We start from the raw sequence: 15,768 nt of genomic DNA, 5'->3' as shown, positions 1-15,768 counted from the left end.
GATTGAAACTATTTTACTTGTAATCTTTTCAAACTTAATGTCATCTCTTCGGAAGAATCATCAACTTTAACTTTATTGATAAAAATGTAGGCCCTGTATTTACCATCTTCTGTTTCAACCCAAAGGCCCGATTCTTTTTTCATGTTTATGGCAAAGTCGGCTGCATTGGAAAAATCAATTTGCTCAATATCCGAATCATCAACAAACACACCATAGTGCAGACGGGCCAGTTGTTGATCCTGAACGTTCCATGCTTTAATTACTTTTGATTTATTATTTACATTGGATGGCAACACTACTTCAGGTAAATATTGCGATTCGGCCGAAGGTGAAACCAATGCATGATTAAATGAAATTCCGGGAATTGCTCTGTACAGATAAACCAAATCAATATTATCCGGTTTTTCAGCGGCTTCCGCCGCATTATAAACGGCCATATCCGATATGGAAATATAGCAAGCCTCCTCATTTGTGGCAACCAAATCCAGTATCATATCCATCTCTCTCACTTTATAAGGCCCCATTTCATATGAAACTGACTCTCCATTATTAGCAGTGGCAGAGAATTTAAAAGTTATCATTTTACCTCGCGCTTCTTCCGGTACTTTATAAAAATAGCGCAGGGTTGCAGCACAAGTGTCTTTATTAAATGTAACCGTTGTTTTGTTTCCCGAAGAAACAGAAGCTTCTCCTACTTCGACACCTACATTAATTCCTGAACCATTGGTATAATATGACTTATTTTCAAGATAAGTACCTTCCGCGCCGGCAATAGAAGCTTCCACTTCAGCTTTCAAAAGAATTCCTTCTTCAGGTTTAAGCGCCATTGCATAAGCGAACTCAATATTTTGTCCCAACACATTTGGCCCCAGGGAATGTTTAATACAATCATTTTTCAACCCTGGTTTTAATTCAGGAATTGAATATTCGGTTTCCTCGCATGAAACAATTATCACAGCAAGAAAAATCAATTTGCATATGTTAAAAAATATATTTTTCATGATTTGTTAATTTTGAGATATTTCCTGCACTGCTATAAAAACCGTATACGTCTTACGAACTTGTCTGTTTCCGGAAACTACAGTCCATTGTTTTGGATTTTCAATATCAGAGAAATCAACTTTGCCCGTAATTTTAGGGTCCAGTTTTGCATCAGTAATTAATGAGAACTGTGGATACAGGTTTTTCAGATCGGTCCCATAAAATACTTCCACATGGATAGTTTGAGCCACCGTATCTATTTCAGGAGCTTTTGTCCGTACTGTTTGAAAATCTGTGCCCAGTAATTCAAAATTACTTACATAACATTCTGCTCTTTCAGTTATTAATAATCCGTCTTCATCAATAGGATAATCTGTACAGCGAATTATTAAAAACAATGACAGGAAAACCAATGAGACAGGTAATACATATTTTTTGACCGCTATATTTTTTATAATCTTTTTCATAACTGGAATTTTACAATTATTATATTAAAGCCACGGGGTATTTTGCGTTAAGTTAGAATTTATGTCTCTTTCTCCCGGAGGAATACGGAACAGGTAACAACGTTGATAAGTAAGTTCCGAGGCATTGTAAAAAAAGCGTTGCTGATTTGCTCCGTGCGTATCAATAGTCCATTTCCCGTCTCCATATGGTGGTCCCCAAACTCTTTCAATTGCTCTCCATCTCCGGAGATCCCACATCCTGTGCCCCTCAGCAAATAACTCAATAATTCTTTCCTGTTCGATAGCAGCAAAGAAAGATTCTTTATCTGCGGTCTTTTCTGCAGCTAATGGAGGTAAATTACCCCGGTGCCGTATTTGGTTAACAAGTTCAATGGCATCAGCTTGTGGTCCGTGTAATTCATTTGTAGCCTCCGCATACATTAGAAAAACATCAGCCAACCTCATTACAGGCCAGTTATAATCCCCCTCACTGCGTCCTTGTCCTGAATAATTTCGCACAAACTTTCTGAAATCATATCCTGTCCTGTTTGTGCCTCCATCATTGAAAGTGGTATATTCTTCACCGTCAATAGTAATTTTTTGATTCCATGTTTTATATATAAAAGGTACATATCCTATTTCCTGTAAAGAACGCAGACCCATTATTTTTTCATAATCCCATAAGAGTGTAGCTTTCATTCTATAATCTCTATTGGCATAACTCTCCGGGTTTAAAGCTGAATTTAGTGCTGTTCTGGCTCCTGGTTCAGAAGGGTTCATTGGGATTAAAGGTTCGCAAAAATCTCCGGTGATTGTTGACTGGTAGCGATCTGCTATTTCAAATCTCGGAATTGCCTGATTTTGTGATCCCTCAATTGATCTTCCGGTAAAAACCCGCATTAACTCTTCACTTTGTCCGGTTCCAATACCACCATGCGTAAATACCATTAACATTTCTCCGTCAGCATTCTGATTGCCTGTAGATGGAATAAAAAGGTAATAATAATTAGGCAGAACCTCAGCATCACCCATTACTCCCCATTCTCCTGGCTCTCCTCCCCTAAAAAGCTGCAAGCCAAAATCCTCAATTACGCTTTTAAAATCTGCAGCAGCAGATGTATACGCTGCAGTTGCCTCTGAAGAACTTGGCGTAAAAGTGTCGAGTTCCGGCCATCCGAAATTGTTCCAGGACGCCCAATAAAGATTAAGTTTACCTCTGAATGCCAGCGCTGAAGGCTTGGAAGCCCTGCCTGTTTCCTGGGTTTGTTCAGGAAGTTTCTCTATCGCATAAGTAAAATCAGCCAGAATAGAATCTTTTACCTGGGCAATCGGTGTCCTTGAAATAGATGCCACTTCAGAATTATCATAAATTATGTTTCCAAAATAAGGCACATCACCGTACATAGCAATCAACCTAAAATAGCACATTCCCCGTAACAACCGAGCTTCCCCAATAATTGATTCCAGGTTGGTAACTGATTTTTCAGTCTTTGCATCAGAAAGCATCTTTTCTACATTCTCAATAACATAATTTGTACGGTTAACTGCGCCATACAATGCTTCCCACACTGCATCAAAACCACCACCATAATTACTTGGGTTACTTGTTGAAAATTTGATTGGCGCTGCCCCGGTATTATACATTCTTAAAAACTCACCTAATCCATCATAATGATAATCGCGATCGAATATGGGACGGATAGAAGAATATGCTCCCATCAACGCATAAGTAGCATCAGCTTCTGTCTTCCAAAAAGCTGAAGCACCAAGTTCTGTAGTAGGTTCCTGCTCAAGAAGATTTTCAATGCATGAAGGGAAAAGCATGAATCCTGTCAGGATTATTATATATATTTTAGATACTAGTCGTTTCATCGTGTGTACCATTTAAATTTCAAAATTAATACCAATTAAGTATACTTTATTTAGCGGATAAACCTCATTTGAATATGTCCGTTTTTCCGGGTCTAATCCTCTGTATTTGGTAAAAGTCACCAAATTTTCAGCCGACCCAAAAACCCGTATATTACTGATTCCAAATGGCTTTAACAATCTTTGGGGGAAGGTATATCCCAATTGTAAATTTTTAAAACGTAAATAGGACAGATTATCCAGCCAAAAGGTTGTTTCCACTCGGTTACCACTGCCTCCAAGCCTTGGCCATCCTCCTTCCCTGTTGTCTACCATCCATGTATTATTCCAATGTTCCCAGGTTGAGGCATAATGTGTATCTGCAAAATTGATATTATTGTAATTATTAATCCAATAGTCTTTTCTTCCTGCAGCCCCCTGAAACAAAATTGCCAGATCAAATCCTTTCCATGACATATTTGCATTTAACGCATAATTTGTTGTGGGCCTGTCACGTTGCACATTGGGATAAGCTTTTCTGTCATTGCTATCTATCCGTCCATCTCCATTTAAATCTTTTTTTAATATGTCTCCCGGAGATGCTCCCTGGGGAGTGGCATTGTATATATCTGCCCATGTTTGCGCAATTCCATCATCCTCATATGTATAAAGAAAATGATAAGGCATATCTATAAATACCCACCCTCTCGTAAGAAATTCACTCCACTTTTCCAATACGGTTTCATTGTAGGACACATTAAAATTAACCGCATAATTAAATGCACCTTTTTGGTCCCGCCAGGTAAAATTCCCTTCAATTCCTCGGTTACGCAAGTCTCCGATGTTTCTGCGCGGTGCATCATATGCTCCGGTAAGTAAATTGGAAAGTTCTGAAGGCCGGTTCATCCCGGTAGTCAAACGGTTATAATAATCGATTTCCAGGGAGAGTGAATTTTTCCAAAACCCTAAATCAACTCCAAAATTTATCACTCTTGTTTCTTCCCAGGATAAATCTCGGTTAACCATCTTTTCATAAATAAAGCCTTTGACTATTTTCTCTTTAATAAAATAATTATTGGTTCCAAGAGTCTCTTGTTGTTCATAACGATTAACCCCACTGTTGTTTCCCAGACCTCCATAGGAAAGGCGTAATTTCCCATTCGAAAGATTTACTTTTTCTGCTATGGATTGAAAAAATCCTTCCTCTACAAATCTCCAGCCTACAGCAGCTGAAGGGAAAAAGCCATATTGATATCCCGGAAGAAATTTAGAGGAACCATCATACCTGAAATTTGCTTCCAACAGGTATTTATCAAATGCCGAATAGTTCAACCTTCCAATATATGAACGTAACCCTTCTGCACTGGAAGAACCTGAATTTGAAATTTTATCCAGTAAGGCTGCATTGAGTTCATGAAGCGATGGATGTATCCGGTCATTTCGACTGGCATTCAAACTTCGTCCATACCAAAATTCTTCACTGTATACAGCCATTAAGTTAATTGTATGATTTTCTCCAAATTGTTTATCGTAGTTTATCCGGCCTGTTAACAATGTTTTATATCCTGAGCTGCTATAATTGGAAACACCTGCATTTTCTCCAACATACACGCGCGACCCAAAATCATCTTGTTGAAAGTCATAGGCGCGTGCCGGTATATCAGCACGCCATCGGAACTGATTATAATAATTTAATGCATATTCTGCTCTTGCTTTTAGGCCTGAAACAGGGGACCAATCCCAATAGAGACTCCCATTGGCCTCTTGCCGGTTTTGATAATTCACTCTGTTTTTAAAATCCACATAAGGATTATACGCCTGTACATTCTCATTATAGGCCATCACCCCACCATAATAGCCAGTTGCCGGATCATAAGGAAGAATACCTGCAACTGCAGCATATAAATCAAGACTTCCGGAGGAATTAGCAGTAAAACCCTCTGAATAATTATATTGATACTTTGACCAATTTCCGGCAAACTTTGCCCCTACATTCATGTTTGATCTTATTTTCGCATCATAATTAATCCTTACATTATACCTGGTATAATCATTACTAATCTGTAATCCCTTTTCATCCATTAATCCAACAGAAATGAAAAAATTGGATTTATCATTCCCTCCTGTAGCTGATACATTATAATTCTGTGTTTCACCGTTTCTTAATATAATATTCCACCAATCAGTATTTGGATAACGTACAGGATCAATCATCCCCAGTGCCATCCATTGATCAATTGTTCCATCTTTATACGTGTAATTTGAACGAAGTGTATTTACGGCCGCCTCTCTTTGATGAAGCGTCAGAGCCCTGGGATAATCTGCCATAAAATCATACGTTTTTGTAGGATTTGCAACAGAGTAAGATACATTTGCATTGATCTTGGTTTCTCCTTTTATCCCTGATTTGGTAGTTATCAAAATTACCCCGTTTGCCGCCCGGGAACCATAAACTGCAGATGAAGCCGCATCTTTCAAAACCGAAATACTCTCAATATCATTCATATTGATGCGGTTTAAATCAACATCTGGCAAACCATCTACCACTACTAATGGCCGGGCATTATTAACGGTTCCTAATCCACGAATTAATAATTCAGCTTCATTATTACCGGCCATTCCGGAGTTTTGATTTACAGCAAGCCCCGGGACTAATCCCTGCATCATGGACGAAACATTCGGTAGAGAACGACTTGTAATTTTCTCATCCATCTTAATTGCTGTCACAGCTCCTGTTAAATTTACTTTTTTCTGCGTACCATAACCTACTACAACAACTTCTTCAACACCAATCGCATCCTCTTCCATCACTACTGTAAAAGTACTCTTCCCTTCCACTGCCACTTCCTGCACTTTCATTCCTACAAAAGAAAACTGCAATGTTTCAGCATTATCCGGAATTGCCAATGTAAACTCCCCATCGGAATTTGTAACCGTCCCGGTAGTTGTTCCTTTCACGACCACCGTGACGCCTGGCAACGGTTGCCCATCCTGATCGGATACAAACCCGGTAATTTGACGTTCAGGCTGCTGGGTGTCTAATCTTGTCGCAGCAACTTTTCTTTTTAGCACAATCTGTTTTTCCATAATTTCAGCGGAAACAGAAGCCTGTTCTTCCATCAATTGAATGATCTTGTCTAACGACTCATTGTCCACCTGGATAGTAATTCGCTGGTTTCTGCTGATAACTTCGTCCTGGTATAAAAAGAAAAAATCGGTTTGATCTTCAATTTCCTGGATTAACTTTTTTACCGGGACGTTTTTGAGATCCAAACTGATTCGCGTGGTCTGGGAATACGATTCAGCCCAGGCTGCCGAAAAAATCAAAAATGAAAACAATAACGTCAATTTCATTTTTTTAAAGTTTAAGTTTCTGCATCTTTTTGTCAAAAGATACACAGTTCGTAATTTTTTCATAATTTTGAAAAGTTCAATTAATAAAATTTAATTATCTGAAAACCGGGCAGTGGTGGGACACTGTCTGGTTTTTTAGTTTTTATCTCAATACATAAGTCGTTTCGTTTAATTTCACCAATTCTACTGATGCTGTAGTTGCCAACACCATTAATGCCCGCTCCTTCTCATCTTTTAATTTCAGTTTTCCGGAGATAGTCCGGATACCCAGCATCGGATCGCTCAACATGATATTGATGTTGTAGTAACGCTCCAATTTTTTTGCGATCCTGCTTAACTCTGCACTTTCAAAGTTCAAGAAACCTTCGTGCCATGATACATAGTTCAGTACATCTACTTCTGAGATATTTATTTCAGTGCTGGCCCGATCAAAAACGGCCAACTGATCAGGCTCCAGAATATAATCCCTTTTCAGGGGCTGAAAACCTTTTTGCCTCAGTTTTACTTTTCCTTCTACCAAAACCGTTTCCACCATATTATCAGATGGATACGCTGATAAGTTAAATTGGGTACCAAGCGCCTCAACACTCAAATCATTTGTTTGCACAATAAACGACATTTCTTCATTGTGGGCTACCTCAAAAAAACCTTCTCCAATCAAAAAAACTTCCCTGCTTTTTCCTTTAAAAAAGTTGGGATATACCAAACGAGAACCGGCATTTAAGTAGGCAATTGTTCCGTCGGGCAATTTTACAGAAGAGCTGTTTCCGTAAGGAACTATAAGATGGTTCAACTCCTGCTTTTCCGAACTTCCTGCATTCGACTGCACCGTATCCTGGTTATTGATAATAATTTTTCCATTTGCCTGGTACTCAACCGTCGATTCTTTTTCGTTAATAGAAACATTCTCTCCACTTCCCAATATAAGTTGTGCATGTTCATTCCCCTGCAACATAACTGCTTGTTCTGATAACCTCTCCAACTGCCCTGGGCCTTGGAAATAATAATAAGCTATACCCAGCGAAAAAAACAACAGTCCCACGGCAGCATACCTGGCAAATGCCAATGCAAACCTGCGGACTTTATATCTTTTTTGTTTTTGCTCTATCTGCGCGACTATTTCCGGGTACAGATCAACTGTTGCCGTATCAGAAATCGCAGACTCTTTTTTCGATTGAAGTTGCAATAAAAGTAGCCGGGCCAATTCCAACTGGTCCTTCTCTGAAGGATTGGCTTCAAGATACTCTTTCCAGAATGTATCAAGCTGATTGTCGGGATAAAGAACCCAACGCACAAACTTCTTATCCTCAAAATAGTTTAAAAATTTATCCACTTATTGTTCCCTTGTTTAATAACAGGGGCTGAAAGTACCTAGAACATGGACATGAAAATTGATTTTTTTCGAAAAAAAATTGCAAATAGTGTTTGTACGACTGCCGGATCAACTATTTTCCGTAACGACAACAACGAACGGTACAGCAACTTCCGCGCTGACTCCACAGAAATTTTGAGGATATCGGCTATTTCGGAATAATCCATTTCTTCCTCAAATTTGAGGTAAATAATTTCCTTCTGACGATCGGGTAAACTATTTACGGCTGTTTGTAGTTTTTTCTTTATTTCACCCGAAATCTCAAGCTCTATCAGTTTTTCCTGGAAACTATATTCGGTTTGAAATGAAATATCGTTACTCTCCTCCCCTCTACGAATCGGCTCAAATCTTCTTTTTTTAGACATTTTTTTTCCGATACAATTCCTCAACGCTACGAACAAATAGGATTTCAAATTTTCGATTCTCACATTGACTTTTTCCCGTTTAAGGAATAGATCTATGAATATTTCCTGGATACAATCATGAACAATTTCCCGATCAGCGCTTAGCTTATATCCATAAGAAAACATCGCTTCAATGTGCTGCTGATAAATAGCTGAGAAACTTTTATCATCGCCTCGCAGAAAAGCGTTCCACAAAAAATCAATGTTGTTATTCTTAGAATCCCGCATGCATTGCCGTTATTGAACCGAACAAATATATCCAAATTTTATGGAACACTCTGTTAAGTTTATTATCTTGTTGCCACTTTAACCAGTTAATAAATCAATAATGAAACGGATATTCTTAACAGCTTGCAGCATGATTTTCTGTGTATTCTTTTTAGAAGCACAACCGCGAATAACGATAGAACCAAAACCGGCAGAAAAAAAAGTGGATATTTCGGTGGGAGGAGATCTTTTTACTTCATACATCTATCCCGACAACATTAAAAAACCGGTGTTGTGGCCGGTAATTACTGCCGACGGGAATGAAATTACCAGGCAATTCCCATTGAAAAATAAAGCAGGGGAACGGGCCGATCATCCCCACCACGTGGGAATATGGCTAAATTATGGCGACGTTAATGGCCTCGATTTCTGGAATAACTCGGAAGCAATTCCTCCTGAGAAGGCAGATAACTACGGCACCATTTTTCACGAAACGGTTGAAAATGCGGAAAGCGGAAAAGGGAAAGGGAAACTGACCACCACTGCCTCATGGAAGGACCATAAAGGGAATACGCTTCTTGCAGAAACTTCTGAATATACTTTTTCGGTAGAGGGAAAAACCCGCATTATTGACCGCACAACTATTTTAAAAGCGGTGAACGGGATAGTAAAGATTACCGACAACAAAGAAGGGATGTTTGCCATTCGTGTAACCCGCGAATTGGAATTACCTTCCTCCGGAAAAGTAAAACTGACCGACTCCCACGGAAACGTTACCGAGGTGGATGCATCTGATGATAAAGTTGCCACCGGCGATTACCTCAGCAGCGAAGGCATAACAGGCAGCGATGTATGGGCTACCCGGGCAAAATGGATGAAACTCTCGGGAGTAATGAACGGCGAAAATGTAGCCGTTGTCATTTTCGATCATCCCGGAAACGCAGGATATCCTACCTACTGGCATGCCCGCGGCTATGGCCTGTTTGCCGCCAACACGCTTGGGCAGAATGTTTTTTCGAAAGGCAAAGAGCAGATGAATTTTAAAATAGAAGATGGACAATCGGCTACCTTTCGTTACCGGCTTGCTGTTTTCTCCGGCAATCCGTCTGTTGAAGAAATAGAAAAAATGGCGAAAGAATTTGGGAATAAACTTTAAAATGGTACAACAATACAGTGAGATACGAAATCGTTTTTTCACTAAATAAATCTGCATTACGCGAATTTGTATAACTGCATTTTAATTAAATGGCTCTAAACTACATCTGGATATTCTTTTTCCTGGCTGCTTTCCTGATTGGACTAATCCGACTGTTATTTTTCGGCGATGTGGAGGTGTTCCCTAACATGGTGAACGAAACCTTTGACATGGCCAAAACCGGTTTTGAAATTTCACTGGGCCTTACCGGTGTACTTACCCTGTGGATGGGAATTATGCGCATTGGAGAAAAAGGAGGAATTGTAAATATCTTTTCGCGGGTTATCGGTCCATTCTTCAATAAACTTTTCCCGGAACTGGGGAAAACACACCCGGCCTACGGTTCCATTATGATGAATATTGCCGCCAACATGCTAAATCTCGATAACGCTGCGACTCCCACCGGATTGCAAGCCATGAAAGAAATGCAGGCAACAAACCCGGACAAAAAAGTAGCTTCCAATGCACAAATTATGTTTTTGGTACTGAATACCTCGGGGCTGACCCTGCTGCCCATCAGCATCATGGTTTACAGGGCACAACTGGGAGCGGTAAACCCTTCCGATATTTTCATCCCGATTTTACTGGCCACCTATTTTTCTACGCTGGCCGGGTTAATTTCCGTGGCCATTTACCAAAAAATAAACCTGCTGGACAAAGTTATATTAAGCTACCTGGGCGGACTCACACTCGTTATTGCCGGAATTATCTGGTATTTTTCAGGGCTTGATAAGGAAACGGTTACGCAGGTTTCAAACCTTGCCAGTAACTTCATCCTCTTTTCGGTGATAATTGCTTTTATCGTTTTGGCGGTGTTGAAAAAAGTAAATGTGTATGAATCGTTTATCGATGGTGCCAAAGATGGGTTCAAAACAGCGGTAAAAATTATTCCTTACCTGGTGGCGATTCTCGTAGCCATTGGTGCATTCAGGGCATCGGGTGCCATGGAGTGGCTCATTTCCGGCTTTACATGGTTATTTGAACAGGCTGGCATTAACACTGATTTTACTCCTGCTCTGCCCACAGCCCTTATGAAACCATTGAGTGGCAGCGGAGCCCGTGGGATGATGGTAGATGCCATGTCAACCCATGGAGCTGATTCGTTTGTAGGCCGCGTAGCCAGTACAGTGCAGGGTGCTACCGACACAACATTTTACATTCTGGCAGTTTACTTTGGATCGGTGGGAATAAAAAACACCCGCTATGCCGTGGTTTGCGGGCTAATAGCCGATTTTACAGGAATTATTGCTGCAATATTTATGGCGTATTTGTTTTTTCACTGATCTACTGAATCGTAAACCACTACTCTCTCCCACAAGTAAGAATTTTCTTTTACAAACTTTACATGTAGCGGATGTACCTGGTAGGCATCCTGTCCCGCCTGATTGTCAAACATTACCATGTACGAAACAGAATAGGAGTGGTCCACCACATCGCGGCTTTCCGTTCCGGCAGGAAAACCGATATGGCTCATTTTAATGGTTTCCACTTTCAGTAAATCGTTCAGCGCCTTTACCAGTTGCTTCAAATGCCCTTCATTATTCGGTTCTTTCAGCCAAAAGAAAACATGATGCACTAGGGCGCCTTTCAATTTAACTTCTGCTGCAGATGCATTCTTTGCAAAAGGTAAAAAACCGGCAGCCGTTGTTCCGGCTACCAGCTTTTTCAGGAATGATCTTCTGTTTTTCCTCATATAAAATTCGATTAAAGTCCCAGCTCTTCCATAATTGCCTCAATTTTCGCATCGGCTGTTTCCTCTGCTTCATCAAAATGAGTGCGGGATTTTAAAGCTCCCTTCACTTCAAAATAAAACTTGATTTTAGGTTCGGTACCCGATGGCCGCACTGAAATTTTGGTGCCGTCCTGCGTAAAAAACTGTAAAACATTTGACGTTGTTTTCTGGTCAATTTTTTTCGCCTCGCCGGTTACCAGGTTTTTAGCTGTCAGCGTCGAATAATCTTTCACCCACTCCAAAGGAGAACCACCCAATTCACGGGGCGGTTGGTTACGAAAATCTTCCATAATTTTCCGAATCTCATCAGCCCCTGATTTACCCGGACGAACGACATATTTCATTTTTTCTTTGGAGTAACTGTATTCCAGATAAATATCCTGAAGCAATTCAAATAAGGTTTTTCCCTGATCGATAGCCCAGGCTGTAATCTCAGCCATAAGGGCACACGAAGAAACAGCATCTTTGTCGCGCACAAAATCGGCCGGAAGAAACCCAAAACTTTCTTCTCCTCCCCCTATGTATTTTTTAGTGCCTTCCAACTCGCGAATCACTTCGGCTATAAATTTGAAACCGGTGTAAACATCGTAATAACCAATATCATTTTTCCGGGCTATTTCTGCAATCAACTCCGTTGTAACAATAGTTTTTACAACATATTCGTTGCCCTTCAACGTGCCGGCATCTTTCATTTTGGTAATGATATAATAGATAAAAATGAGGGCGGTCTGATTCCCATTTACAATTACATACTCCCCTTTGTCATTTTTTACGGCTACTCCCAGCCTGTCGGAGTCGGGGTCTGTGGCCATTACCAGGTCGGCATTTACTTCCCGGGCTTTTTTCATCGCCATTTCCATGGCAGCCTCTTCTTCCGGGTTGGGCGAAACTACCGTAGGGAAGTCACCGCTGACCACATCCTGTTCCGGAATATTGATGATGTTGGTAAAGCCAAATTTCCGGAGAGCTGCCGGAACCAGCCTGACACCGGTACCGTGAATGGGCGTATAAACGATTTTTATGTCTTTGTGCCTTTCGATCACATCGGGAGAAATGGAAACTGTTTTTACTTTTTCGAGAAATTTTTCGTCCATCTCTTCGCCCATTATTTCAATGAGTTCATCCGGTCCGTCAAACTTTATGTCTTCGGGTTTTACATTCAGCACTTCGTTTACAATATTCACATCGTGCGGGGCTACAATCTGCGAACCATCGTCCCAGTATGCTTTGTAACCATTGTATTCTTTCGGATTATGAGATGCCGTAAGAATAATTCCGCTTTGACAGCCCAGTTCGCGAATGGCAAAAGAAAGCTCAGGCGTGGGGCGCAAGTCCTCAAATAAATAAGCCTTAATGCCGTTAGCGGCAAAAATCCGGGCACTGGTTTCAGCAAAAAGCCGGCTATTATTGCGGCAATCGTGACCAATGGCCACCTTAATCTCCGGAAGATCTGCAAAGTTTTTCTTCAGGTAATTTGCCAGTCCCTGTGTAGCGGCTCCCACTGTGTATCTGTTCATCCGGTTGGTACCTGCTCCCATAATTCCGCGCAAACCACCGGTACCGAATTCAAGATTTTTATAAAACGAATCAATTAACTCCGACGGGTCATCTGCCTCCAGTAAACGTTGCACTTCTCCCCGTATTTCTTTATCGTAGGTTTCCGAAAGCCATTCCTGTGCTTTATCACGAACCTGTTGCAGTAACTCCTTATTTTCCATTTCAGTTATTTTTTTGAATTTTATTCAGGCAAATTTTCAAACTATCTTTCCAATACTGTATTTCCAGGTTAAATGTGTTTTTTATTTTCGATTTATCCAACACACTATAGTGAGGCCGTTTGGCGGGTGTCGGAAACTCAACAGACAAAACCGGAGATACCCGGCAATCGGTATTTGTTATCTCAAAAATGCTTTTGGCAAAATCGTACCAACTGGCTACACCTTCATTAGAATAATGGTAAATGCCCGGGATGAATTTTTCTCTGTTTGTATCATAAATCTCCGCAATAGCCAAAACAGTCCTGGCCAGATCGGCGGCATATGTTGGCGTCCCTACCTGGTCAAATACCACTTTCAAGGAATCACGTTCCTGACCAAGCCGGAGCATGGTTTTCACAAAATTGTTTCCATAAGCAGAGTACAACCAGGACGTTCTGATAATCAAAGCATTTTTATTTTCGCCCCTGCACGAGCGTTCCCCGCCCAGTTTGGTTTTTCCGTAGATTCCTTCCGGGTTCACGGTATCTATTTCTGAATAAGGGTTGAATGATTTACCATCGAACACATAATCGGTGGAGATATGAATAAAGCCGGCTTCATAAACTTTGGCAGCTTTTGCCAGAACTCCCGGAGCAAAGGTATTCAGTTTCAAGGCGGAATGTGTATCGGTTTCTGCCTTGTCAACCGCTGTATATGCCGCACAATTAATTACAAATCCCGGTTTGTGCTCCTCAAAAAAATCGTTCACGGCATTTTCATCCGTGATGTCAAGAGAATCCCAATCCGTAAAAAAAAACTCCCAATGCGGAAATTTGTCGGATAGTTCTTTCAGTTCACTTCCTAATTGTCCGTAAGCACCGGTAACAAGTATCTTCATTGTGTATCGAATTTAAAGTTCATTTCTGCATCTGCAAAATAGGGAGCAGCCAAATCCTTTTCAGATACAATGGGTTTAACATCGTTCAACATCCAGTCGATGGCCAGCTGCGGATCATTTATATTCAGAGATCTTTCCGCATCGCGGTTGTATCCGTTATCGCATTTATAGGCAAAAACGGCCGTTTCACTTAAAACCGAAAAACCGTGAGCAAATCCACGGGGGATAAACAATTGCTTTTTTGATTCGCCGTCGAGTTCAAGGCCAAACCACCGGCCAAAAGTGGGAGATCCTTTTCTCAGATCAACGGCTACGTCAAATACCCGGCCTTCCACCACACGTACCAGCTTTGCCTGCGACCAGGGCTCCAGCTGATAATGGAGACCCCGCACCACTCCCCGCGACGATTTTGATTCATTGTCCTGAATAAATACAGTATCAATACCGGCATCCCGGTAACGCTCTTCCTGCCATGCTTCAAAAAAATACCCTCTCGAATCAGCAAAAACCCGGGGTTCGATAATCAATAATCCCGGTAGTGGAGTTTCTGTTACCTTCATTTTAAAAAGAAAAAATTTGTTTGTCGGCCAGGCGCAAAAGATACTCGCCGTATTGATTTTTATTCAGCGGCTTCGCCAGTTCTATTAATTGTTCTCTAGAGATAAACCCTTTTTTATAGGCAATCTCTTCAATGCATGATACTTTTAACCCCTGTCGCTGCTCAATGGTTGCAATAAAATTGGATGCCTGCAACAGACTATCGTGGGTGCCAGTATCGAGCCAGGCAAATCCCCGCCCAAGCAATTTCACTTTCAGCCGTTCTTCTTCAAGATACCTGCGGTTCAAATCCGTAATTTCCAGTTCTCCGCGAGCCGACGGCTTCAGCGTCCGGGCTTTCTCCACCACATCGTTTGAATAAAAATACAACCCAGTAACGGCATAATTCGATTTGGGCTGCTGCGGCTTCTCCTCAATGGATATTACCTTACCACTGGCATCGAATTCAGCAACCCCGTATCGTTCGGGGTCATTTACGTAGTAACCAAAGACAATGGCCCCATCTTCCAGACGGGAGGCCTCCTCAAGGATACCACTAAAATTATATCCGTAAAAAATATTATCCCCCAGAATCATACAAACATTATCGTCTCCAATAAACTCCTCGCCGAGAATAAATGCCTGTGCCAGCCCGTCAGGCGAAGGCTGAATTTTATAGGAAATATCCAGCCCCAACTGGCTTCCGTCACCAAAAAGTTCCTCATACAACTTAATATCAGTAGGAGTAGAAATAATCAGAACTTCCCGAATTCCGGCCAGCATAAGTACTGACAAGGGGTAATATATCATCGGTTTATCGTAAACCGGTATAATCTGTTTTGAAATCGATCGTGTGATGGGGTAAAGCCGCGTTCCGGCGCCACCAGCGAGAATTATTCCTTTCATGTTATCTGGTTTTATGTCATCTTTTTTAAAAATGAATTTCAAAATTAATAAAATTAATTCGTATCATCTTTTAATTTCCGGGATGTTCCGCAATGTAACGAAATCGTCAATCCGGCAAAATAAAATACTGAAAACCTTTGAAATAAGTGAATTAAGTTATATTTTTGCGCGCGATTTAAGAACAAGTATAA

General features: G+C 40.9%; 13 protein-coding genes. 2 read left to right on the top strand and 11 right to left on the bottom strand.

The window, feature by feature from the left end:
* Positions 1-8: 8 nt before the first annotated feature.
* From D1164_RS18785 to D1164_RS18760, 6 genes are all read right to left on the bottom strand, one after another.
* A complete protein-coding gene (locus tag D1164_RS18785; protein ID WP_119351441.1) occupies positions 9-1,001 on the bottom strand; it encodes a DUF4466 family protein in 993 nt (330 codons plus the stop codon).
* Positions 1,002-1,007: 6 nt separating this feature from the next.
* Entirely contained in the window at positions 1,008-1,448 is a 441-nt protein-coding gene (locus D1164_RS18780) for a hypothetical protein (RefSeq protein ID WP_206611064.1), read from the bottom strand.
* Between the two features lie 24 nt (positions 1,449-1,472).
* Positions 1,473-3,299 (bottom strand): RagB/SusD family nutrient uptake outer membrane protein, encoded by a 1,827-nt coding sequence (locus tag D1164_RS18775; RefSeq protein ID WP_119351440.1) that lies wholly within the window; start codon positions 3,297-3,299, stop codon positions 1,473-1,475.
* A gap of 12 nt (positions 3,300-3,311) precedes the next feature.
* Positions 3,312-6,629: a SusC/RagA family TonB-linked outer membrane protein gene (locus tag D1164_RS18770; protein ID WP_119351478.1), complete on the bottom strand. Its 3,318-nt coding sequence runs from the start codon at positions 6,627-6,629 to the stop codon at positions 3,312-3,314.
* Between the two features lie 142 nt (positions 6,630-6,771).
* Positions 6,772-7,962 carry a FecR family protein gene (locus D1164_RS18765; protein WP_119351439.1) on the bottom strand — a complete coding sequence of 397 codons (1,191 nt, stop codon included), beginning with the start codon at positions 7,960-7,962 and terminating at the stop codon, positions 6,772-6,774.
* 38 nt (positions 7,963-8,000) lie between these two features.
* The gene (locus tag D1164_RS18760) at positions 8,001-8,633 is read right to left on the bottom strand and encodes an RNA polymerase sigma factor (RefSeq protein ID WP_119351438.1); all 633 of its coding nucleotides are present in this window, start codon (positions 8,631-8,633) and stop codon (positions 8,001-8,003) included.
* A 130-nt stretch (positions 8,634-8,763) separates the two neighbouring features.
* On the opposite strand from D1164_RS18760, the gene D1164_RS18755 reads away from it, so the two are divergent.
* Both D1164_RS18755 and D1164_RS18750 read left to right on the top strand, forming a co-directional pair.
* The gene (locus D1164_RS18755) at positions 8,764-9,768 is read left to right on the top strand and encodes a DUF6807 domain-containing protein (protein ID WP_119351437.1); all 1,005 of its coding nucleotides are present in this window, start codon (positions 8,764-8,766) and stop codon (positions 9,766-9,768) included.
* 89 nt (positions 9,769-9,857) lie between these two features.
* Positions 9,858-11,090: a nucleoside recognition domain-containing protein gene (locus tag D1164_RS18750; protein ID WP_119351436.1), complete on the top strand. Its 1,233-nt coding sequence runs from the start codon at positions 9,858-9,860 to the stop codon at positions 11,088-11,090.
* Here the strand turns inward: D1164_RS18750 and D1164_RS18745 are convergent.
* From D1164_RS18745 to rfbA, 5 genes are read right to left on the bottom strand one after another with little or no spacing between them, the layout of a single operon-like run.
* The gene (locus D1164_RS18745; protein WP_119351435.1) at positions 11,084-11,500 is read right to left on the bottom strand and encodes a Dabb family protein; all 417 of its coding nucleotides are present in this window, start codon (positions 11,498-11,500) and stop codon (positions 11,084-11,086) included. The genes D1164_RS18750 and D1164_RS18745 overlap by 7 nt on opposite strands.
* A gap of 11 nt (positions 11,501-11,511) precedes the next feature.
* Entirely contained in the window at positions 11,512-13,257 is a 1,746-nt protein-coding gene (locus D1164_RS18740) for a phospho-sugar mutase (RefSeq protein WP_119351434.1), read from the bottom strand.
* Position 13,258: 1 nt separating this feature from the next.
* Complete coding sequence (gene rfbD, locus D1164_RS18735; RefSeq protein ID WP_119351433.1) at positions 13,259-14,134, bottom strand: dTDP-4-dehydrorhamnose reductase; 876 nt, start codon at positions 14,132-14,134, stop codon at positions 13,259-13,261.
* The gene (gene rfbC / locus D1164_RS18730) at positions 14,131-14,694 is read right to left on the bottom strand and encodes a dTDP-4-dehydrorhamnose 3,5-epimerase (protein ID WP_119351432.1); all 564 of its coding nucleotides are present in this window, start codon (positions 14,692-14,694) and stop codon (positions 14,131-14,133) included. Before rfbC ends, rfbD begins: the two co-directional genes overlap by 4 nt.
* Position 14,695: 1 nt before the next feature.
* Positions 14,696-15,577 carry a glucose-1-phosphate thymidylyltransferase RfbA gene (rfbA, locus tag D1164_RS18725; protein WP_119351477.1) on the bottom strand — a complete coding sequence of 294 codons (882 nt, stop codon included), beginning with the start codon at positions 15,575-15,577 and terminating at the stop codon, positions 14,696-14,698.
* Positions 15,578-15,768: the final 191 nt, after the last annotated feature.

This window comes from Mariniphaga sediminis (genome assembly GCF_003573545.1).
GTDB lineage: Bacteria > Bacteroidota > Bacteroidia > Bacteroidales > Prolixibacteraceae > Mariniphaga > Mariniphaga sediminis.
Note: the sequence above shows the minus strand (reverse complement) of the source record. Positions and strands in the feature narration are given on the sequence as shown.

What these genes read in the sequence shown, in the direction of transcription:
- D1164_RS18750 (WP_119351436.1), top strand. Translation starts at nt 9,858, where the DNA reads ATGGCTCTAAACTACATCTGGATATTCTTTTTCCTGGCTGCTTTCCTG.
- rfbD (WP_119351433.1), bottom strand. Translation starts at nt 14,134, where the DNA reads ATGAAGATACTTGTTACCGGTGCTTACGGACAATTAGGAAGTGAACTG.
- D1164_RS18780 (WP_206611064.1), bottom strand. Translation starts at nt 1,448, where the DNA reads ATGAAAAAGATTATAAAAAATATAGCGGTCAAAAAATATGTATTACCT.
- D1164_RS18745 (WP_119351435.1), bottom strand. Translation starts at nt 11,500, where the DNA reads ATGAGGAAAAACAGAAGATCATTCCTGAAAAAGCTGGTAGCCGGAACA.
- D1164_RS18740 (WP_119351434.1), bottom strand. Translation starts at nt 13,257, where the DNA reads ATGGAAAATAAGGAGTTACTGCAACAGGTTCGTGATAAAGCACAGGAA.
- D1164_RS18770 (WP_119351478.1), bottom strand. Translation starts at nt 6,629, where the DNA reads ATGAAATTGACGTTATTGTTTTCATTTTTGATTTTTTCGGCAGCCTGG.
- D1164_RS18785 (WP_119351441.1), bottom strand. Translation starts at nt 1,001, where the DNA reads ATGAAAAATATATTTTTTAACATATGCAAATTGATTTTTCTTGCTGTG.
- D1164_RS18755 (WP_119351437.1), top strand. Translation starts at nt 8,764, where the DNA reads ATGATTTTCTGTGTATTCTTTTTAGAAGCACAACCGCGAATAACGATA.
- D1164_RS18760 (WP_119351438.1), bottom strand. Translation starts at nt 8,633, where the DNA reads ATGCGGGATTCTAAGAATAACAACATTGATTTTTTGTGGAACGCTTTT.
- rfbC (WP_119351432.1), bottom strand. Translation starts at nt 14,694, where the DNA reads ATGAAGGTAACAGAAACTCCACTACCGGGATTATTGATTATCGAACCC.
- D1164_RS18775 (WP_119351440.1), bottom strand. Translation starts at nt 3,299, where the DNA reads ATGAAACGACTAGTATCTAAAATATATATAATAATCCTGACAGGATTC.
- rfbA (WP_119351477.1), bottom strand. Translation starts at nt 15,577, where the DNA reads ATGAAAGGAATAATTCTCGCTGGTGGCGCCGGAACGCGGCTTTACCCC.